The sequence below is a fragment of the Natronorubrum halalkaliphilum genome, from assembly GCF_009834785.1.
Classification (GTDB): domain Archaea; phylum Halobacteriota; class Halobacteria; order Halobacteriales; family Natrialbaceae; genus Natronorubrum; species Natronorubrum halalkaliphilum.
The window spans coordinates 47,031-66,050 of sequence record NZ_WUYX01000027.1 but is presented as its reverse complement, the minus strand read 5'-3'; the positions used below and the strand labels follow the sequence as shown (position 1 = coordinate 66,050).

Sequence of the window (19,020 nt, the reverse complement as noted above, 5' to 3'; positions counted from 1 at the left end):
GGTTGATCCGATCTCATCGCTCAACGCTCATCGCTCGAGCGCTCGCTGCAGATCCCCGACGGCGTCCTCGTGGGCCGCGTGAGCGCGATCGAGGTTCACCGGATCCGAGATCATCCCGAAGAAGCCGTGGATCATGTCGTCGTAGTTGCGGTACGTAACCGGAACGCCGTCGTCTTCGAGTCGCCTGGCGTAGGCGTAGCCGTCGTCCCGAAGCGGATCGAAACCGGCCGTCATGACCGTCGCCGGCGGCAGCCCTGAGAGGTCGTCCGCCAGTCGCGGCAGTGCGTAGATGTTTCCCCGATCGATCTCACGAGCGAAGTAGTGGTCCCGACACCAGGCCATGTCGGCGGTGGTCAGCAAGTAGTCTTCGTCGTTTTCGGCGTACGAGTCCGTCGCGGTCGCATCGCCCGTTTCAGGATAGATCAACAGCTGATAGGCGATTTCAGGACCGTTCCGATCGCGAGCGAGCAGCGCCGCCGCCGCCGCCAGATTTCCGCCGGCGCTGTCGCCCGCGACGACGAGTCGGTCGGAGTCTGCGTTCAGGGCGGGAGCCGCGTCCGCGGCCCACTCGATGGCGGCATAGCAGTCCTCTAGACCCGCCGGAAACGGGTGTTCGGGTGCGAGCCGGTAGTCGACGCTGACGACGGGATAGCCCGATCCGACGGCGAGTTTCCGGCAGGTATCGTCGTGCGTGTCGATGCTGCCGATGACCCAGCCGCCGCCGTGGAAGTAACAGAGCAGCGGCCGGTCGTCGCCGGCAGCGTCGGAACCGGGACCGGTGCCCGGCTCGTAGATCCGAATCGGAACGGCACCGTTCGGGCCGTCGATGGTCCGGTCCTGAACCGACTCGAGGTCGATCACGGGTTCGCCACCGGCATGCATCTGATCGAACAGTCGGCGGGCTTCCTCGGCCGAAACCTCGTCGAACGACGGGGTATCGAGCGAAGCGTATCGCTCGAGAAATCGCTTGACGCCGGGATGCGGCTCGGGTGCGCGAGATGGTGTCATATCTCACTACATTCATTGCAGAGAACAAAAGTGTACGTCCACCGATAGACACAAGAGAACGGCGTCCACCACCCATTTCCGGTGCCGTTATTCCGTTAGCGCTGGTTCGGGGACGCTGCCAACGTACTCGGTGTCGTCTCGTCACGTTTCACACCGCTTATTTCGGTCCGGGACGGCTCTTCGAGCATGACAACCGACGCGCTCATCGGCGCCCTTCGCGACGCGGAGGCCGTCGAGTTCGGCGAGTTCGAACTTTCCCACGGCGGCACCAGCGAGTACTACGTCGACAAGTACCTCTTCGAGACCGACCCGGACTGTCTCGAGACCATCGCCGGCGCCTTCGCCGAACGCGTCTCCCCGGGGGATAAACTCGGCGGCGTCGCCCTCGGCGGCGTCCCGCTGGCGGCCGCAACGAGCGTCGCGGCCGGCGTCCCCTACGTCATCGCGCGCAAACAGCGCAAGGACTACGGCACTTCGAACCTGGTCGAAGGACGACTCGAAGACGGCGAAGAAGTGGTCGTCCTCGAGGACATCGTCACCACGGGGACGAGCCTGGTCGACGCCATCGAGGCGCTCCGAGACGCCGGCGCGACCGTCGACCGTGCGCTGGTCGTCGTCGACCGCGAGGAGGGCGGCCGCGAGAACGTCGAAGACGCCGACGTGGAGATGGAGTCACTGGTGACGGCGAGCGAGTTGTTGGCAGATCGAGACTGACGACAGGCTCGACGGTCTACTGGTTCCGGCGTGCGATTCGCATCAGATTTACGTTTACGTTCAGTTTCACTTTCGCTGCGGTTGGCCGACGTAATTAAGAGGGTACTGTCTACTGATTATATGAACGATCGCATCAGGCGACACGCCGAAATTCTCGTCGACTACTGCACCGAGATCGGCCCCGAGGACAACGTGCTGATCCGAGCGCCGACCCCGGCCGAAGACCTCGTCGTCGCGCTGTACGAACGGATCGGCGAACGAGGGGCGCGGCCGACGACCGAGTGGGTACACCGGCGAGCCAACCGTGCGTACGCTCGTGAGATGGAGCATACGGACTATCGAACGAAAGACGACAGGCTCGCGGCGATGAAAGAGACGGACGTCGTTATCCTCATCAAGGCGGCCCGCAACCGGGCCGAAAGCAGCGACGTCGATCCGGCCAAAGGGCGCGCTGCGAGCCGTGCAAAGCAACCGATTCTCGAGGAGCGCCTCGAGACGCGCTGGGTCATCACCCAGCATCCCACGCCCGCCGGCGCCCAGCAAGCGGAGATGAGTACCGACGCGTGGGCCGAGTACGTCTACGATGCGATCGATCGCGACTGGAGCGCTCAACGCGAGTTCCAGCGGCAACTGGCGGACGTTCTCGACGCCGCCGATACCGTTCGGATCGTTTCGGGAGAGACCACCGACCTTCGGCTCTCCGTGACGGGCATGGGAGTGATTAACGACGCCGGAAAGAAGAACATGCCCGCCGGAGAGGTCGCCACGTCACCGGTCCCGGACTCGGTCGAGGGCGAGATCGCGTTCGACCAGCCGCTGTACCGAAACAGTCGGGAGATACGTGACGTTCGACTCGAGTTCGAGGACGGCGAGGTCGTCGATTACGCCGCCGGCCGAAACGAAGCCGTATTGGCGAGTTTGCTCGAAACCGACGCGGGCGCGCGCCGTGTCGGTGAGTTCGGTGTCGGAATGAACCGCGGTATCGACCGGGTTACCGACAATATCCTGTTCGACGAAAAGATGGGCGAGACCGTCCACATCGCGCTGGGGAACGCGATGGCGGAGTGCGTTCCCGACGACCGCCCGTTCAACGAGAGCGCAGTCCACGCGGACATGCTCGTGGATATGAGCGAGGCGTCGCGAATCGAGGTCGATGGCGAGATAATCCAGCGAAACGGGGTCTTCCGATTCGAGGACGAGTTCGACGAACCGTAATCTCGAGAGTCGGTTTCCGGCGTCTACTGTCCGTACGATTCGAACTGCTCGAGCACCGTCTCTAACTGCTCGTCCGACAGCGTTTCTGGCTCGAGTCCGGCCGCGGTGGTCTGCAGGTACAATCGCGCGAGGCTCTCGACGTGGTGGGTGTTCTCGAGGGCGGTCTCCAGATCGGGTGCGGTGACGACCAGTCCGTGGTTCTCGACGAACGTGGCGGTGGCGTCAGCCTCGTCCATCGAAGACACGATGTTCGCGGCCAGTTCGTCGGTGCCGTAGGGGGCGTACTCGGCGACCGGGACCGACTTCCCGACGGCGACGATCATGTAGTGGATCGGCGGCAAGGGCTGGTGAGCGACTGCCATGGCCGTCGACCACGGCGAGTGGGTGTGGACGATGGCGCCGACGTCCTCCCGCCGGTAGATCGCGGCGTGCATCGGGACCTCGCTGCTCGGGGCCATCTTCCCGTTGCGGCGCTCGCCGTCGACGCCGACGACCGGGACGTCCTCCGCGTCGAAACTGTCGTAGGGAACGCCGGTCGGCGTCACCGCAAACGCGTCGCCGGTAGTGCCCTCGCGGACGCTCAGATTGCCCGTCCGACCGGGCGTCAGCGCGGCGAGGTCCGGCGCGTGCTCGACCACCTGTCGTCGCTGGCTCTCGAGGATCACAGTACGATCCCCGTTAGATCGCCGAATGCATCTATTCTGTGGTCGGGCTTCCGCCGCCCCTCCAGCGGGGTATCGGGGTCGGCGTTCCAGAGCACCGTCTCGAGGCCCACCGCGTTCGCGCCGACGATGTCCGCCTCGACGTTGTCGCCGACCATCACCGCCTCCGACGGTCGCGACTCGAGCCGCGACAGCGCCAGCGTGAACATGACCGAGCCCGGCTTCTCCCGGCCCGTCTCCTCGGACGTGAGCAGCAGATCGATGTGGTCCTCGAGGCCGAGTTGGTCCACCTTCCGGAGCTGGATCCGCGTCGTGAGGTTCGTGACGATGCCGACCGCGACGTCGTTCTCTCGCAGCGTCTCGAGGGTCTCCGCGACGCCATCGAAAAGCTCCATCTCGTCGAGGTAGGCCTCCCAGAACGCCTCGCCGAGCGCCAGCACGTCCCCGACTCTGGGTTCGCCGATCCGCTCCTCGAGTGCGCGCTTGAAGTACAGAAAGCGCTCGTGGGTCGCGGCCGTTCCGGCGAGTTCGCGCTTGACTTCCCGGCGGCCCGACTGGTAGAACGCCTCGAACGCATCCCGATCGAGATCGTAGCCCAGATCGAGGGCGGTCGCTCGAGCCGCGTCGATCCCCGCCGCCTTGCACGGCGGGTACGGATAGAGCGTGTCGTCGAGATCGAACAGCACGACCCTCTCGGTCATACGGTATCGTGTTCGGTGTAACGCAAAACGAGTATCGGTAGCGACGGGCGCAACAACGGTTCGGGGCGCCGACGCGTTACCTCAACGGATCTCGCTTGGGACGATCCGCAGGGTCGAGAGCGATCGCCGTCGCACACCATCAGAAGGCTTTTATCCCGCTCGAGACAATTCGGAGCCACGATGGTAGGTGTCCGCTTTACAGGGGCTTTCGCCCGCTTCTAATCCACACCTACCGCTCGCTGTGCCGGCGCCGAACCACAGCCGAGCGGCCGAGGCGGACGCCCGACCGAACTTCTGTGTGAAGTTCACCGAACAGATGCAGCCACAGCTACACTCGCATCAATACCGATACCCACACCCACACCCATACCCATGTCAGAATCAGATCCCCAGTCACAGGAACAGCTAGTCGTCGTACTGCCGGACGGATCCGAACTCGAGGTCGCTCCCGACGCGACGGTCGAAGACTGCGCCTACGAGATCGGCCCCGGTCTCGGCCGCGACACGGTCGCTGGCAAACTCGACGGCGAACTCGTCGCCAAGGAACAGCCCGTCTACGACGGCGTCGGCCTCGAAATCGTCACCGACGGCAGCGACGAGTACCTCGAGGTCATGCGTCACTCGGCTTCCCACTGTCTCGCCCAGGCCGTCGAACGACTGTACGACGAGGACGAGGTCAAACTCGCCATCGGCCCGCCGACGGACGAGGGCTTCTACTACGACTTCGACAACCTCGATATCGACGAAGAGGATCTCGCCGACCTCGAGGAGGAGATCGAGGCCATCGTCGCCGAGGACTACGATATCGAGCGCGAGGACGTCTCCATCGAGGAGGCCGAGGAGCGGCTGTCCGACGAGCCGTACAAGCTCGAACTCCTCGAGGAGTTCGCGGACGAAACCGACACCGTGAGCTTCTACAAACAGGGTGAGTGGGAGGACCTCTGTGCCGGCCCACACGTCGATTCGACGGGTGAGATCGGTGCCGTCGAACTCCTGGAGATCGCCGGCGCCTACTGGCGCGGCGACGAAGAAAACACGATGCAGACGCGGATCTACGGCACCGCGTTCGAGGACGAGAGCGACCTCGAGGCGTTCTTAGAGCGCAAGCAGGAAGCCGAGAAGCGCGACCACCGCCGAATCGGGAACGAGATGAACCTGTTCTCGATTCAGGACGTCACCGGCCCCGGACTGCCGCTGTATCACCCGCCGGGGAAGACCGTCCTGAAGGAACTCGAGGACTTCGTCGAGGACCTCAATCAGGACGCGGGCTATGACTACGTCGAGACGCCCCACGTCTTCAAGACTGATCTCTGGCACCGCTCGGGTCACTACCAGAACTACGCCGACGACATGTTCATCTTCGACGTCGGCGACGACGAGTTCGGCCTGAAGCCGATGAACTGCCCCGGCCACGCAGCCATCTTTCAGGACCAGTCCTGGTCGTATCGTGATCTGCCGATTCGGTACGCCGAGAACGGCAAGGTGTACCGGAAAGAACAGCGCGGCGAACTCTCCGGCCTCTCGCGCGTCTGGGCCTTTACGATCGACGACGGCCACCTGTTCATCCGGCCCGACCAGATCGAACAGGAGGTCGAGGAGATCATGGACATGATCACGGACGTCTTGGAGACGTTCGACCTCGAGTACGAGATGGCCCTGGCCACGCGTCCCGAGAAATCGGTCGGGAGCGACGAGATCTGGGAGCACGCGGAGGAGCAACTCGAGAACGTCCTCGAGAAACGCAACCTCGAGTACGAGGTAGAGGAGGGCGACGGCGCCTTCTACGGGCCGAAGATCGACTTCGCGTTCGAGGACGCCATCGGTCGCTCGTGGGACGGCCCGACGGTCCAACTGGACTTCAACATGCCCGACCGCTTCGACCTGAGCTACGTGGGCGAAGACAACGAAGAGCACGAGCCGGTGATGATCCACCGTGCGCTCTACGGCAGCTACGAGCGGTTCTTCATGATGCTCATCGAGCACTACGAGGGTCGCTTCCCGCTGTGGCTCGCGCCCGAGCAGGTCCGCGTACTCCCGATTTCGGACAACAACCTCGGCTACGCCTACCAGGTTGCAAACGAGTTCGACGACTTCCGCGTCGAGGTCGACGACCGCGACTCCACGTTAGAGCGCAAGATCCGCGCGGCCCACGACGATCGGGTCCCCTACCAGATCATCGTCGGCGACAACGAGGAAGACGACGGGAATATCTCCGTGCGCGACCGCTTCGAGGACCAGGAGTACGACGTCGAGATCGAGGCGTTCCGTAACCACCTCGAGAACGAAGTCGAAGAGCAGCGCACCGAGCCGGACTTCCTCCAGGACTGATCGACGGCGGGCGACCGCCGACGGTCCGTTTTCTCTATCGACGACGCGCGCCGCTGGGCGGCGACCGCACTGATCGGCACCCCGAGGCCGGCGCGGCCGCGGCGGCGGCCGGCTACTTCAAAATCCCCTCGACCGGCCGATGTCCATACCGTCGCCAAGTTGGCCTACGCCTCGAGTACGATCGCGACGCTGCTCCAGAAGGCGCAGGCGCGAATCATGCGACGGTTGGTCGAGTGCTACGGACGTGAAAAGCGAACGGACAGATGGTAGGTTTCGTGTCGCGAGTCCGGGCTCTGATCGTGGCGAGCGAATCTGCCATGTTCGTGCAGATTCAGTGTAGATTTTCGATCGAAATACCCATGGTTACGGAATCGTGCATATCTGTATGAACCGAGCCGAGAAGGCGGCCCTCCAGTTGCGGGCCGTCGACGTGTTGCGAATGTTAAAAGAGACGCGAACCTACGACGAACTCGCCGAAACGACGGGCCTGCCGGCGGGCGACCTCAACCGCTACGTCAATGGGCACGTCCTTCCGGGAACCGACCGGGCGCGCGAAGTCGTCGAGGACCTCGGCCGAGAGGCGCTGGGAACGGAACTCGAGGCCCGCATTCGAGTCGACGACGAGGGGTACGTCGACAACAGTTCGGCCGTCTTCGATCAGCCGTTTCTCGACCTGGTCGCGCCGGTCGTGGCGAACGGGTTCGAGTTCGATCGGCCCGACGTGGTCCTTACCGCTGCCACGGACGGGATCACGCTCGCCGCGTCGCTCGCGAGTTACTACGGGACTCGGTGTGCCTACGCGAAAAAGCGCAAGGAGACCGCCGTCGAGGAGTTCATCGAAGCCCGAGAACGACTCCAGTCGGGGATCGAACTCACGTACTATCTGCCCGAGTCGGCCATCGACGAGGGTGAGTCCGTGCTCGTCGTCGACGACCTTATCCGGTCGGGCGAGACGCAGGAACTCCTGCTCGATATCGTGGAGACGGCCGACGCCGAGGTCGCGGGAGTCTTCGCGCTCATCGCCGCGGGCGAGGACGGCATCCAGCGCGCACGAGGGCGAACCGACGCGCCGATTGGCGCGCTTACGACAGTCTGACTGATCCGATTGCCCGATACACGGCCGTCTTGGGCGCGCATCGGCGTTTCTGTGGTTACGCGAGAGCTGCTGGCCGACGCGCTCACACTCACCGATAACGATCGGTTGACAACACTGACTGTCTCCAGGTCCCGAACGATCAGTAGCAGACCGCTCTTTGCGAATCTCCGAAAGTACGTCGTGAGCCGTTGATCTACCGGCGAACAGCCACTCAGTCCGCGATCGGCGACGAAGAGCCGAAACGAGCCCCGTGTGAACGGCTACCAAATGATTAATCATTAGGTTTATTGTGCTTCCCGCAGTTGGTGGTGGTACGACCATGACGAAGTCAGTCATCCTCGGCGTGATCGGGTCCGACGCCCATGTCGTCGGGATCACCATTCTGGAACAGGCGCTGGAGGAAGCCGGCTTCGACGTCGTCAATCTCGGAGTGCAGAGCTCCCAGGACGAGTTCGTCGACGCCGCAACCGCTCACGACGCCGAGGCCGTACTCGTTTCCTCGCTCTACGGTCACGCCAAACAGGACTGTCAGGGATTCCACCAGGCGGTTGCAGACGCCGACCTCGAGGACGTCACGACCTACATCGGCGGCAACCTCGCCGTCGGACAGGACGACTTCGAGGAAACCCGAAGGCACTTCCGCGAAATGGGCTTCGACCGCGTTTTCGACTCCGAAACGGACCCCGAGGACGCGATCGAAGCGCTCCGAGCCGATCTGGACGTTCGCTCGTCCGAATCCGAGCGAGACGGACAGACCGTGTCGGCCTAAGTCCCGGTTTTCGCCCACTTTTTGCCGGTACTGTCCCCAACGGACAGCGATATCTCGCGCCCTCGAGCTAACTCAGTCGGTCCGCTCCGCCTCGATTTCGTCGAACAGTGCCTCGACGCGCGCTTTTACGTCTTCCCGGATCTCGTGGACCGTCTCGAGGGCTTCCCCGTGCGGATCCGGAAGGTCCCAGTCTCGAACGTCGGTTTCAGCCTCGAGCTCCAGCGTCGAACACCCCATCGTCGCGACGTAGTCACTGGATTCGAGGGTTTCCGTGGCGATCGCTCGAGGCTCGCAATCGGAAAGATCGATCCCGACTTCGGCCATCGCCTCGCGGACGACGTCGTGGACGGCATCGGCGGGGTGAGTTCCGCCGGAGTGGATCACGACCACATCGGAGAGGTCGCGCGCCTCGCGTTCGCGCTCGGCGTAGGCGGTCGCCATCTGGCTTCGACCGGCGTTCTGGACACAGACGAGTGCGATACGGGTCTCGGAATCGCTCATAGCTGTCACGAGTGAGTGCCCCGACCTAACCGTTGGTATGTGTTCTCGTGTGTGCACTATAGACATCGCTACGGGTTTCGAGAAGCGAACCGTTTGTCGGAGTATCGGTACGAGAGCAGCGTCGTCGACCGTAGCCGATAGTTATCGAACGATCGTCACCGGAACGGGGGAGCGTCGGGCCACCGTTTCGGCGACGCTCCCGAGCAGAATGCGGCTTGCGCCCGTGCGGCCGTGGCTACCGATCGCGATGTGGTCGACGCCGTGCTCCTCTGCGTAGTTGACGATCGATCGCGAGATGCCGCCGACGACGTGTTCCGTCTCGATTTCGACCCCGTGCTCGGCGGCCCGTTCGCGCGCTTGTTTCAGGAGTTCTTCGGCTCGGTTTTCGTGGTGTTCCTGAATCTGATCGTAGTTCGCCATCGCCCCGCCTTCGATACCCGTTGCGGCGTAGAAATCGCCGGGATCAAGGACGTTCAACGCCGTAATACGAGCGTTCGGGTACTCCTTGCAAGCGAAGTCGAGTGCTTGCGTTGATCGATCCGAGTCGTCGACGGGAACGAGAACGTGTTCCGGCATAGTCGTGCCTACGACGGACGCTCAAATAAGCGTCCGGCCTCGTTCCCGCCGACATCGTACACGCTTGCTGACACTACCGCGGTCGAATCCGACGACTGCGTCCGTCTACCGGCTGCAGATACGTGCCGAATCCGGCCGAACCCGTTCCCGTCGCTGACGAGTGCTCGGTCTCGGGTTCAAAAAATCGAGTGTGAAATCGACCGCGAAGCGCGATTGCGCGACTGCGCGACCGTTACTTGGCTCGGCCTTGACCGCCGTTGTTCGACGGTCGGACCTTCTCCGCACCCTTGCCGCGGTTGTTGAGACCGCGGTTGGCCTTGCCAGCGTTGGTGAGGCCACGGAACGCGCGGTTCTGGTGTGCGCTGTCGCAGATCCAGTTGAGATCGTCGTCGTTCTGGATCGCCGGGTGGTTCGGATCTACCAGAATCACTTCGAACCACTTCTGCGAGCCGTCTTCACCGACCCAGTAACTGTTGAGCACCCGCAGGTTTGGGTACTTTCGGGAGACGCGCTCCTCGCCGATGCGCTGGATGTTCTTGCGCCGTCCGATGCGGTTGACACCCTGGCGCTTCGTTCGGCGGCCGGCCTTGTGTCGCTGCTTCCGGGCGGTCCCTTTACGGACCGAGACCCGGGTCACGATGATTCCCTGTTTGGCCTTGTAGCCGAGTTCGCGTGCCTTGTCGAGGCGGGTGGGGCGCTCGATGCGTTCGATTGCGCCCTGTTTTCGCCATTCCTGTTTTCGCTGCCACTGCAGCTCCCCGAGCTTACCGTCGTCGGGGTCTTTCCATGCGTCCTTGATGTGGGAATAGAAGCTTTTTGCCATTGTATTCACCCGCGGGCGTTTCCTGGTTCAATCCCGACCGGGGCTACGCCCCGCGGATCACATCCCGACCTGTGGTGGCAACGTGCCGAACAGGTGCCCGCTGTCGCCCGCGACGCAGCGAGTCTACCTGATCTATCCAACTCTCGAGTATAAGGGCTTCGAACTCCGGGTAAGCGTGGCCGCGCGAAAAGCGACGTTCGTGACGCAGACGACGTTCGCTCGATCACCGCTCGAACAGCCGTAGCGGGTCGTCGACTCGACGTAGTCGTCTTGCTGCTTTTCCCCTACACGGCAACTGTTATTAAAACTCAAAGTAGAAATAACAACTTTGATTATCTCTGGTTGTTTGGATAGCAATAGCTGTGACGACGAAGCTAACCCAACGCAGGGGCCATGAAAACGAGCGCGAGTCTGTGACGCGTCGTATCGCATTCGCCGGCGATCCGAACGTCGGCAAGACGACGGTCGCCGCGCTCGTCGCGGCTCGACTAGCAGAGCGAACACGTGTAGAGGTTACCGGAGAGGCGACGGAGCTGGTACCAAGCCGCGAGGCGAGTACCGACGACGCACTCGGGATCGAATGGGCGGTCGAAGACTGTCCGCCGGGTGTGGAAGCAATCGGGGCACGAGCCGAACGGCTGGATACGGTGTTCGTCGTCACAACGCCCGAAACCCTCGAGAGCGCCTTAAGATACGAGCGGTGCGCTAGTCAGCACGATGTCGAGTGTTTCCTCGTTGTAAACCGGTTCGACGAATTGGCGAGAGATCGCCTTCGAACGTTCGACGGACCGACCCTCGCGGAGTATTTCTACGAGAAGGAGCGTATCTCGACGGCGATTGGCAACGGATGCGTCCCCGAGCTTTCAGCGCGGGCCGTCGAAGCGATACTCATCGAAGCGCTCCAGTCGGAGCGACAGGAGCCGAAGCGAGCACTCGAGGCCCTCGAGCGCGGCAACCAGTCGATCGTCAACACCGAACTCGAGGACCGAGAGAAGGCGGATTCGCTCATCGATTCGTTCGGAGCGGCTGGCTACACGGCAGCCTATTTCGAGTGTAATTGCCACAATCACGACGGACACGTGCTGGCACGCCGGCAACTGCCCTGAATGGAAGATGACAGTCGTCTCCTCTCGAGGCGGATGCAGTTCCATCGCCGACGGATCCGCAGATGGTGATGACGGGGACGGATACTGACCCCCTGGTTACGATCGTCGGCGGCGGCGTCCACGGCGTTCATCTGGCCGTTCGCCTGCTTGAAAGTGGGCTGATCGATCTAGGTGAGTTGCGCATTGTCGATCCGGCTGGACTCCTCGAGTCGTTTCGCCGAACGTGTCGTCAGTGTGGGATGACCGAGTTCAGATCGCCGCTTGTCCACCACGTCGCTACCGACCCGTTCTCGCTCAGGGATTTCGCTCGAGAACGCGGGCGCGAGGACGAACTCCGTTCGACGACGGTCGGTGCAGCGCGACCGACGGTGTCGCTGTTCTTCGACCACGCGAAGTGGGTCTGCGATCGATACAGTCTCGAATCAGCCCACGTGGATGCTCGAGCCACCGAAATCAAAGAGTGTCGACACACCGTCGAGATCGAAACCACGCAAGATCGTCTCTCTACCCGGTGGTGTCTCCTCGCCGTCGGTCACGGCCGCTCTTTTACGTATCCGACGTGGGCGATCGAACTGGTCTCGACGGAGCCGGTAACTCACGTCTGGGAACCGGGGTTCGACCCCGACGCAATCGGCGAGACATCGTCCGTTGGCATCGTTGGCGGAGCCATCACCGCCGCCCAACTGGCCACGACCCTCGGCCAACTACCGGGGCGGGACGTGATGCTGTTTGCCAGAAGTCCGTTTCGCGTGGAGACACTCGAGGCGAGTACCGATTGGATGCATTTCGGAGGGGCCATCGAAACGCTCCACGCACACCCGCCGGCGTCGCGTGCTCGTGAGGAACTGGTGGCCGAAGCCCGATACGATGGCACCATGCCACCGTACGTGTTTCGCCGATTACAGCGGGCGCTCGAGAACGGCCACGTTGACCTCGAACGATCGGAGATCACGGTCGCGACCGAAGCTGGCGGCACGGTCGTCGTCACCTGTCGCGACGGGAGCGCGTTCTGTCTCGACAAACTCGTCTGTGCGACCGGCTTCGGGTCACCCTACGGCGGAGCCCTGTTTCGCCAACTCCACCAGCACTCGACCCTGCAGACCGGCTATCGTGGGGCACCGGTTCTGGACGACGATACCCTCCGGTGGCTGCGTCGGGATGGAACGCTCTCGCGCATCGCGGTTTCTGGCGTCGCCGCACAGCAGGTCCTCGGGCCGTTCGCCCGAAACGTAATCGGAGCCAGGAGAGCGGGAACGCTCATCGTCAGGTCCCTCGAGGCCGAACTCGGAGCCGCAACATCTGAACCGAAACCGTGACCGGGACCGCCACGTTCGTCGTCAGGTCACTGACGCGAGTCAATCGGACGCACCCGTTCCGGACACGGATTCCTCCGTCCCGTCGGCCTTGATACGACGACGGCGTTGCGTGATGGCGGCCGTAATCCGGTCACCGGCTCGTCTGGCACCCGGAATGTTGGGCGCGTACGGGCCGACCGTCTCGAGGGCGAGAGCCCCGGACACATACAGCGGAACGAACCGGCCGTCGTCGCGCTGCCAAGCGAGCGTGTCGTCATCGAGAACGGGCATCCCTCGATAGCCGCGGGTCAGTTCGAGTTCCTCCACGATTCGATCGACAAACGGATGGTCGAACACCGGTTCGAATCCCGTCGCGAGGACGACCCGGTCGCCGAGTAATTGTAACCCGTGCTCCAGAGAGAGTTGGACCGATCCGTCTTCGTTCGTCGCCGACTCGACCGCTCCCTGTGCGAGCGTGACTGTGCCTTCGTCGATCCGATCCTCGAGTTCGGGATAGAGGTACGGCGGAATTGTCGCGGTGTTTCTGGCCTCCGAAATCGTCTCGAATCGCTCGCTCGACCCCGATGGATAGCTGTGGAGGGTGTCTTCGACGTGCGACCAGTTGATCCACGGCGGATCCGCCTCGGACACCTCCCACTCGAACGGATGCCGTGAGAGCAGGCCCACCGACTGCGTTTCGCTCAACTCACACGCGAGTTGTGCGGCCGTAATGCCGCCGCCGACAACGATGGTTCGATCGACCGACGCGTCGGGATCGAAGCCGCCCCAGACGTGCTCGACGCCGTCGAGATCGCGTGCCCAGTCCGGCCGTCGGTAGCGACCGCCGTGACCGATCGCCAGAACGCAGTGGTCGGTATCGACGGGTCCAGCTGTCGTCTCGAGCCGAAACCCTGTCTCGTTGGGGAGTTCGTGAATGGCGTCGACAGCGGCCCGGCGATGCAGGGATTCGAGATCCTTCCGGTCGATTACGTACGCCGAATGGTCCAGAAAGAGATCGAGAGAGGGCCGATCGGGATAATCCACCGTCGGAACGAGTTCGTCCTCGCGACCGTTCGCTTCGGCGAAACTCTCGAGTCCGAACGGTTCGGTTCCAACATGGTGAACGAACGTGGATCGGAGCGCCTCCATACCGCAGGCCCTGGCCTTCTCACGAAACGATGCCAGCAATCGGTCGTGCGGATCGAGGATACAAACGTCAGATTTATCGAACGAAGCATCTTCGAACAGACGCTGAGCCAGGTACGTGCCGTGGATTCCGCCGCCAATGATAGTACAGCCGAATTGTTGGGTTGAATCGTGTGTCGTCATCGGAAACCATCCTGCCAGTGTTCGAAGACGACGCCGAGAGTTAATAAAAACTTTGGGGTAGATAATAACCTATATTACCTAGGGAGGCCAGGTTGGTAACACATGGAAGAGAAGACGATCCCCGTGACGGTACTTTCCGGGACGCTCGGTGCCGGGAAGACAACCACACTCAACCATCTGCTGCGCGAAAGCGGCGATCGAGATCTCGCCGTGCTCGTCAACGATATGGGCGAGGTGAACGTCGACGCGGACCTCGTCGCCGAATCGTCCGACATTTCTGCGGACGAGGAGGAGCTGGTCGAACTCTCGAACGGCTGTATCTGCTGTGAACTGCGCGGTGATCTGCTCGATGCAATTGGCGGACTCACCCAAGATCGGAAGTTCGACGCAATTGTCGTCGAGTCGACGGGCGTCGCCGAACCGCTCCCCGTCGCACAGACGCTCACGCTCGGGTTCGACCAATCGGATCTCGATCCCACCGAGTTCTACGAGGAGACGGGCATCGAGCCACTCGAGGGCTGTCATCTCGATACGACCGTGACGGTCGTCGACGCTCACCAGTTCAACGAGGCGATGCAGTCGGACGAGATTCTCGACGACGACGGGACGAAGAAACACCTCGGTGATCTACTCGTCGACCAGGTGGAGTTCTGCGACGTTCTCCTGTTGAACAAGTGTGACCTCGTCGACGAGGCGACGCTCGCCGAGATCGAAGCGACGCTCGAGACGCTACAACCGCGAGCCGAGATCGTTCGGACGACGCACGGCCGGATCGATCCTGACGACATCATCGACACCGGTCGGTTCGATTTCGAGGACGCGAGCCGATCGGCCGGCTGGATGCAAGAACTTCAGGAGCCCCACGAATCGGCCGAAGAAGAACACGGTGTCACATCGTTCGTGTTCAAGGCAAAACGTCCGTTCCACCCGGAGCGCTTTGCCGAACTGCTCGACGAGTTCCCGGAGAACGTCGTCCGATCGAAAGGCCACTTCTGGCTCGCTGGTCGGGAAGAGATGGCCCTCATGCTGAACGTTGCCGGGCGGTCGATCCGTGTCGCACCCGCCGGGAACTGGATCGCAGCCCTCCCGCCCGAGGAACGCAAGGAGCAGTTCGAGGCCTATCCGGAACTCGAGGAGGCCTGGGACGACGAGTGGGGTGATCGCGGAACGCGACTGGTCGTCATCGGAACCGAGATGGACCACGAGTCGATCCGAAATCACCTCGAACTCTGTCTGCTCACCGACGAGGAGATGGACGCCGACTGGGGGGCCTTCGACGACCGCTTCCCGACGTTCGAAGAGTTAGACGAGGTCGAAGAGGATGAGCCAGGAGAAACCGAACACGACGGTCAAGAAGAGATCGGAATCGCAGATTGACTCGCCAGGACTCGAACGACGACGTGACCGAGGCGGGATCACCGCCGGCCGTCAAGCAGCCGGCCCCGGAGTGTCTCGCGATCGTCGAACCGACCGATTCGGAGCCGGATCTCTGTACGATCTACTCGATCGCATCGGAGGATTCGCTGGTAACGGCGTGGATCTCGGCTCGAGAAGGTTCGTATTGTACGCTCGAAGACGCACGATAACCCATTAAACAATGTCAACAAAATTCCAAACAGCGGTCAAGAAGAACGTTTCACCAGCTCAACGCTACGAAGCGATCGATGCACTCGCCCGAGCGGGCGAGGCCACGAACCTCGGAGTTCTCGTCCAAATGGGCGGCCTCCGCGGCGAGTTCCGTCGGCACGCACTCAACGGGTTAGCCGACTGCAACGCCACCACCGTTCTCGAGGAACTCTCAGAGGACACGACGATCGAACCGTCACTGAGACGGCGGGCAAGAGAGTTGGCATGACCGGTGGCCCATCGACGGACTCCGCGGACGAAACAACCGACACGGCCATTCCGAACGACGGACGAACCGGAAACGAACGCGTCTGCAGAGACACTGGCCGAGAACAGGGGTTGATCGGGAAGTACGACATCTGGCTCTGTCGACAGTCGTTTCGGGAGATGGCCCGCGATATGGGTTTTCGGAAGTACGACTGACCGATTACTGACGGTTCGAACGCCGGGACGAGAGTAGGACGACCCTTGGTAGACTCTCACGCGCCGTTGAAAGAACGAATCTGCGGTACGACTCCTGGCACCAGTATTATTAAAGATTGGTCACTGCCAGTAGCAAGGTCCTAGTAACTGCTTTAATAGCAGAGTCCCTCAGTTGTTATTGCTATGGCATACTCCTGTTCCGACTGCGACGCGGAGTTCCAGTCAGCCGCCGGCGTTACGCAACACGTCGCACTGCACCACAACACTTGTGCGGAGTGTAACGACCAATTCGATGAAGTAGACGAACTTCGAGACCACATCCATCAAAACCACTGACGTGAAGCACCTCGGGGTCAAGCCCCGAGGCACTCGCCCTTCTCAACCTATAGATTTCGAAGAGTGACGCAATTCGATATATTCGCCCAAAGATGGTAACACAGCCGCGTGAATTGTGGATGAAACGAAATTTGACGCTGTTGTGCTGTGGATCGACTTGGTCATAAGGGTGCATCAAAACGTCGCTCGACATTGCCTCGAAATTTCCTCGAGGAACAGGGCTAACTCGGCGACAAGATAGTTCTGTACTGCGCTGCCATTTTATATTGTGATAATTCATTTATCACCACAACCAGCCAACGGTAGTTACGGATCCAAACCCAGCAGGCAGACCATCTCGCCGGTGTGATCGTCAGCAACATAGACACATGTAGCCGGTGCTACAGATATCTACTCGGAGCGCGTACTACCCCTATGGTCTTTCACATCATCGACGCAATGACTGACGGATTCGACCGCACTCGCGAGCGAAACGGGCTGCTCTTCGTCGCCGCGTTTGCCGTCCTCGCACTCCTGGGTGCCTTCGTTACACCCACCAACCTCGGCCCCACTACGGGGACGGCACCGACGCTCGGATTGATCGACGTCGTCACCGGACTCCTCTCGATCGCGATTTCGATTGCAACGCTCGTCGCCGCGATCGTCGCGCTCCGAACGTTCGCCTCCGACGAGCGAGAGACCATTCCCCGTGAGTTCCTGCGACACAACATCGGACTGGCCACCCTCAACGCCTTCGTGGGGAGCGTCGTCTTCGTCCTCCTCGTCGTCGCCGGAAGCGCTCTCTTGCTCGTTCCGGGTCTGTTCGTCCTCGTCACCCTCTACTACTGGAGCGTGTTCGTCGCGGTCGAAGACCAGAACTTCGTCGCGGCGTTCCGAAGTAGCTGGGAACTGACGAAGGGCAGTCGAATCCGACTGTTCGGACTCGGCGTCGCCGTCATCGCCATCGGCCTGGCCGTCACCGCCGTCGTCGGACTGCCGGCGCTCCTGATCGGCGGCGCTATCGGCGTCGCACTTACCCAGATCGGAACTGCGATCGTCACGGTCTACACCATCGCGACGACCGCCCGCGCGTACGATCAACTGACCGCGCTCGAGCACCCACCCGAAACGGAGCCACAACCGGGAGTTGCCGGAACGCCGGCGTGAGACGGCCGCTGTTGGCTGTCCCTCGAAACACTCGGAAGACTGTACCGTACCACCGACCACAAATTTTGACTGCCGACCCGTTTCTATACGGTATCGGTCACGGTCTCGAAGGAATTCGCGGCGATCGACTCCGCAACGTCGTCGCTCTCGATGTCGTCCGGGATGTGCTGGGGGTACTTGCGACGGAAGTAGCCGATGATGTTCGTCAGATCACGTCGGAGGAACTCGCTCGCGTTCTCGTGATCCGTCGGAACGGCCTGGGGCCAGTCGAAAATCTTGATTCCGTCTTCGCTGACGAAGACGTTGTACTCGCTCATGTCCGCGTGGACGTACCCGTGTTCGTACGCGCGTGCGATCTCGGAAACGAGCAGGTCGAGGACGCCCAGTATCTGTTCGTCCTCGAGTCTCGTCTGGGACAGTTCGACGCCGTCCATCTTTTCCATGACGATAGCGTGGCGGTTCTGTCCGATCGGGCGCGGTACCGAAACGTCCGGGTAGAGCTCCTCGAGGATCCCGTGTTCCCGTTCGGCGGCTTTCCGTGCGGTGTACATCCAGGAGACGTGGTCGTTGTCCGAGGTGTAATCGCGTTCCTTGTGGACCTCCCGGAAGTTCGTGTAGCCTTCGCGGTGGTACTTCAGCGCGAGCGGTTTGTAGGAACGAACCTCGTAGACGTCGCTCTCCTTGCCGACGCCAAGCGGCGAGCCGAACTCGCTGATCGTGTCCTGCTCGACGAGGGCTCGCAGGGCGAGGATATCGTACCCCTCGAACTGGAGGGTGTACCCCTCGTACTGGATCGTCTTCTTCTCGACCAACCCGCGCTTGAGACAGCGCTCGAGTCGGTAGTCGACCTCCTCTTCGGTGAGACTGGAGAACTTCGGGAGTTTCTCCCGCTGGACCCACTCCGAGAACCGCATCCCCTGTTCGACACCCGAGAGGAGATAGAAGTCTTCTTCCTCGAGTTCCGGCAGAAGACCGGCAACGTTCCGAACCATAGGCGGGATAGCCGGTGTGTACGTAAAAACGTCGTGACGTGCGAGTGCAGCCAGTGCAGTCCGAAACCGGAAACCGACGGTTTCTATCGTTTCAACTGCCGTAGCCAGTGATGCTCCGGAGACTACAAGCGCCAATCGCGTCACGAGTAAATCATATGTTGCGATAGTGAATCCCGATTCTGTCACTCGAGATACCCTACAATCAGACCGATACCGCCTTCGGATCGATTCGATTGGGTCCGGGATCGCTGTAAGTGGCGCCCACTCGACGCTGCTTTCGGCGAGTTTCGGTTTCTCGGACGCGGGGATCGAAGGTGTTCCCCGCTCGCGTTCGTAATACGTTGGTGCCCGCTCCCCCACCTCAGTCGATAGTC

21 protein-coding genes are annotated in these 19,020 nt (G+C 61.8%); 13 read left to right on the top strand and 8 right to left on the bottom strand.

Going from position 1 to position 19,020, the window contains the following annotated elements; genetic code table 11:
* Window positions 1-27: 27 nt before the first annotated feature.
* Entirely contained in the window at window positions 28-1,008 is a 981-nt protein-coding gene (locus GS429_RS08105; protein ID WP_160064409.1) for an alpha/beta hydrolase, read from the bottom strand.
* 186 nt (window positions 1,009-1,194) lie between these two features.
* On the opposite strand from GS429_RS08105, the gene pyrE reads away from it, so the two are divergent.
* Together pyrE and GS429_RS08095 are read left to right on the top strand one after the other, a co-directional pair.
* Complete coding sequence (pyrE, locus tag GS429_RS08100) at window positions 1,195-1,722, top strand: orotate phosphoribosyltransferase (protein ID WP_160064407.1); 528 nt, start codon at window positions 1,195-1,197, stop codon at window positions 1,720-1,722.
* A 120-nt stretch (window positions 1,723-1,842) separates the two neighbouring features.
* Window positions 1,843-2,937 (top strand): aminopeptidase, encoded by a 1,095-nt coding sequence (locus GS429_RS08095; protein WP_160064405.1) that lies wholly within the window; start codon window positions 1,843-1,845, stop codon window positions 2,935-2,937.
* A 23-nt stretch (window positions 2,938-2,960) separates the two neighbouring features.
* On the opposite strand, the gene GS429_RS08090 is transcribed toward GS429_RS08095, so the two are convergent.
* Together GS429_RS08090 and GS429_RS08085 are read right to left on the bottom strand one after the other, a co-directional pair.
* The gene (locus GS429_RS08090; protein ID WP_328821299.1) at window positions 2,961-3,602 is read right to left on the bottom strand and encodes a ribulose-1-phosphate aldolase; all 642 of its coding nucleotides are present in this window, start codon (window positions 3,600-3,602) and stop codon (window positions 2,961-2,963) included.
* Window positions 3,599-4,300 carry a ribulose-1,5-bisphosphate 5-phosphatase gene (locus tag GS429_RS08085; RefSeq protein ID WP_160064403.1) on the bottom strand — a complete coding sequence of 234 codons (702 nt, stop codon included), beginning with the start codon at window positions 4,298-4,300 and terminating at the stop codon, window positions 3,599-3,601. The genes GS429_RS08090 and GS429_RS08085 overlap by 4 nt, the downstream gene beginning before the upstream one ends.
* Window positions 4,301-4,672: 372 nt before the next feature.
* Between GS429_RS08085 and thrS the strand changes: the two genes are divergently transcribed.
* The 3 genes from thrS to glmS all read left to right on the top strand — a co-directional run bounded on the left by thrS (window position 4,673) and on the right by glmS (window position 8,493).
* Window positions 4,673-6,628, top strand: a complete 1,956-nt coding sequence (thrS, locus tag GS429_RS08080) for a threonine--tRNA ligase (RefSeq protein ID WP_160064401.1) — start codon at window positions 4,673-4,675, stop codon at window positions 6,626-6,628.
* 385 nt (window positions 6,629-7,013) lie between these two features.
* Window positions 7,014-7,724, top strand: coding sequence for a phosphoribosyltransferase family protein (locus GS429_RS08075; protein WP_160064399.1), 711 nt, complete (start codon window positions 7,014-7,016; stop codon window positions 7,722-7,724).
* Window positions 7,725-8,043: 319 nt separating this feature from the next.
* Complete coding sequence (gene glmS / locus GS429_RS08070) at window positions 8,044-8,493, top strand: methylaspartate mutase subunit S (RefSeq protein ID WP_160064397.1); 450 nt, start codon at window positions 8,044-8,046, stop codon at window positions 8,491-8,493.
* Between the two features lie 72 nt (window positions 8,494-8,565).
* Here glmS and GS429_RS08065 read toward each other — a convergent pair whose 3' ends face one another.
* The 3 genes from GS429_RS08065 to GS429_RS08055 all read right to left on the bottom strand — a co-directional run bounded on the left by GS429_RS08065 (window position 8,566) and on the right by GS429_RS08055 (window position 10,393).
* Window positions 8,566-8,994 (bottom strand): arsenate-mycothiol transferase ArsC, encoded by a 429-nt coding sequence (locus tag GS429_RS08065; RefSeq protein WP_160064395.1) that lies wholly within the window; start codon window positions 8,992-8,994, stop codon window positions 8,566-8,568.
* Window positions 8,995-9,135: 141 nt separating this feature from the next.
* Window positions 9,136-9,570, bottom strand: coding sequence for a universal stress protein (locus GS429_RS08060; RefSeq protein ID WP_160064393.1), 435 nt, complete (start codon window positions 9,568-9,570; stop codon window positions 9,136-9,138).
* 232 nt (window positions 9,571-9,802) lie between these two features.
* The gene (locus GS429_RS08055; RefSeq protein ID WP_160064391.1) at window positions 9,803-10,393 is read right to left on the bottom strand and encodes a 50S ribosomal protein L15e; all 591 of its coding nucleotides are present in this window, start codon (window positions 10,391-10,393) and stop codon (window positions 9,803-9,805) included.
* 362 nt (window positions 10,394-10,755) lie between these two features.
* Between GS429_RS08055 and GS429_RS08050 the strand changes: the two genes are divergently transcribed.
* Both GS429_RS08050 and GS429_RS08045 read left to right on the top strand, forming a co-directional pair.
* Entirely contained in the window at window positions 10,756-11,499 is a 744-nt protein-coding gene (locus GS429_RS08050; RefSeq protein ID WP_235920771.1) for an ATP-binding protein, read from the top strand.
* A gap of 62 nt (window positions 11,500-11,561) precedes the next feature.
* Window positions 11,562-12,815 carry an FAD/NAD(P)-binding protein gene (locus GS429_RS08045; protein ID WP_160064389.1) on the top strand — a complete coding sequence of 418 codons (1,254 nt, stop codon included), beginning with the start codon at window positions 11,562-11,564 and terminating at the stop codon, window positions 12,813-12,815.
* A gap of 39 nt (window positions 12,816-12,854) precedes the next feature.
* On the opposite strand, the gene GS429_RS08040 is transcribed toward GS429_RS08045, so the two are convergent.
* Window positions 12,855-14,123, bottom strand: a complete 1,269-nt coding sequence (locus GS429_RS08040; protein ID WP_160064387.1) for an FAD/NAD(P)-binding protein — start codon at window positions 14,121-14,123, stop codon at window positions 12,855-12,857.
* A gap of 102 nt (window positions 14,124-14,225) precedes the next feature.
* On the opposite strand from GS429_RS08040, the gene GS429_RS08035 reads away from it, so the two are divergent.
* From GS429_RS08035 to GS429_RS08015, 6 genes are all read left to right on the top strand, one after another.
* Window positions 14,226-15,500: a GTP-binding protein gene (locus GS429_RS08035; protein WP_160064385.1), complete on the top strand. Its 1,275-nt coding sequence runs from the start codon at window positions 14,226-14,228 to the stop codon at window positions 15,498-15,500.
* Window positions 15,497-15,709, top strand: coding sequence for a DUF7511 domain-containing protein (locus GS429_RS08030; protein ID WP_160064383.1), 213 nt, complete (start codon window positions 15,497-15,499; stop codon window positions 15,707-15,709). Before GS429_RS08035 ends, GS429_RS08030 begins: the two co-directional genes overlap by 4 nt.
* A gap of 11 nt (window positions 15,710-15,720) precedes the next feature.
* The gene (locus GS429_RS08025; RefSeq protein WP_160064381.1) at window positions 15,721-15,978 is read left to right on the top strand and encodes a hypothetical protein; all 258 of its coding nucleotides are present in this window, start codon (window positions 15,721-15,723) and stop codon (window positions 15,976-15,978) included.
* Entirely contained in the window at window positions 15,975-16,172 is a 198-nt protein-coding gene (locus GS429_RS08020; protein WP_160064379.1) for a 30S ribosomal protein S14, read from the top strand. The genes GS429_RS08025 and GS429_RS08020 overlap by 4 nt, the downstream gene beginning before the upstream one ends.
* Before the next feature lie 183 nt (window positions 16,173-16,355).
* A complete protein-coding gene (locus tag GS429_RS22760) occupies window positions 16,356-16,508 on the top strand; it encodes a C2H2-type zinc finger protein (protein WP_483870092.1) in 153 nt (50 codons plus the stop codon).
* A 414-nt stretch (window positions 16,509-16,922) separates the two neighbouring features.
* The gene (locus tag GS429_RS08015) at window positions 16,923-17,654 is read left to right on the top strand and encodes a DUF7847 domain-containing protein (protein ID WP_160064377.1); all 732 of its coding nucleotides are present in this window, start codon (window positions 16,923-16,925) and stop codon (window positions 17,652-17,654) included.
* A gap of 83 nt (window positions 17,655-17,737) precedes the next feature.
* On the opposite strand, the gene GS429_RS08010 is transcribed toward GS429_RS08015, so the two are convergent.
* A complete protein-coding gene (locus GS429_RS08010) occupies window positions 17,738-18,646 on the bottom strand; it encodes a serine/threonine-protein kinase RIO2 (protein WP_160064375.1) in 909 nt (302 codons plus the stop codon).
* Between the last annotated feature and the right edge of the window lie 374 nt (window positions 18,647-19,020).

Bases quoted from the DNA above. Each gene is read 5' to 3' on its own strand.
- GS429_RS08105 (WP_160064409.1), bottom strand. From the start codon at position 1,008: ATGACACCATCTCGCGCACCCGAGCCGCATCCCGGCGTCAAGCGATTT.
- pyrE (WP_160064407.1), top strand. From the start codon at position 1,195: ATGACAACCGACGCGCTCATCGGCGCCCTTCGCGACGCGGAGGCCGTC.
- GS429_RS08095 (WP_160064405.1), top strand. From the start codon at position 1,843: ATGAACGATCGCATCAGGCGACACGCCGAAATTCTCGTCGACTACTGC.
- GS429_RS08085 (WP_160064403.1), bottom strand. From the start codon at position 4,300: ATGACCGAGAGGGTCGTGCTGTTCGATCTCGACGACACGCTCTATCCG.
- thrS (WP_160064401.1), top strand. From the start codon at position 4,673: ATGTCAGAATCAGATCCCCAGTCACAGGAACAGCTAGTCGTCGTACTG.
- GS429_RS08075 (WP_160064399.1), top strand. From the start codon at position 7,014: ATGAACCGAGCCGAGAAGGCGGCCCTCCAGTTGCGGGCCGTCGACGTG.
- glmS (WP_160064397.1), top strand. From the start codon at position 8,044: ATGACGAAGTCAGTCATCCTCGGCGTGATCGGGTCCGACGCCCATGTC.
- GS429_RS08065 (WP_160064395.1), bottom strand. From the start codon at position 8,994: ATGAGCGATTCCGAGACCCGTATCGCACTCGTCTGTGTCCAGAACGCC.
- GS429_RS08060 (WP_160064393.1), bottom strand. From the start codon at position 9,570: ATGCCGGAACACGTTCTCGTTCCCGTCGACGACTCGGATCGATCAACG.
- GS429_RS08055 (WP_160064391.1), bottom strand. From the start codon at position 10,393: ATGGCAAAAAGCTTCTATTCCCACATCAAGGACGCATGGAAAGACCCC.
- GS429_RS08045 (WP_160064389.1), top strand. From the start codon at position 11,562: ATGGTGATGACGGGGACGGATACTGACCCCCTGGTTACGATCGTCGGC.
- GS429_RS08040 (WP_160064387.1), bottom strand. From the start codon at position 14,123: ATGACGACACACGATTCAACCCAACAATTCGGCTGTACTATCATTGGC.
- GS429_RS08035 (WP_160064385.1), top strand. From the start codon at position 14,226: ATGGAAGAGAAGACGATCCCCGTGACGGTACTTTCCGGGACGCTCGGT.
- GS429_RS08025 (WP_160064381.1), top strand. From the start codon at position 15,721: ATGTCAACAAAATTCCAAACAGCGGTCAAGAAGAACGTTTCACCAGCT.
- GS429_RS08020 (WP_160064379.1), top strand. From the start codon at position 15,975: ATGACCGGTGGCCCATCGACGGACTCCGCGGACGAAACAACCGACACG.
- GS429_RS22760 (WP_483870092.1), top strand. From the start codon at position 16,356: ATGGCATACTCCTGTTCCGACTGCGACGCGGAGTTCCAGTCAGCCGCC.
- GS429_RS08015 (WP_160064377.1), top strand. From the start codon at position 16,923: ATGGTCTTTCACATCATCGACGCAATGACTGACGGATTCGACCGCACT.
- GS429_RS08010 (WP_160064375.1), bottom strand. From the start codon at position 18,646: ATGGTTCGGAACGTTGCCGGTCTTCTGCCGGAACTCGAGGAAGAAGAC.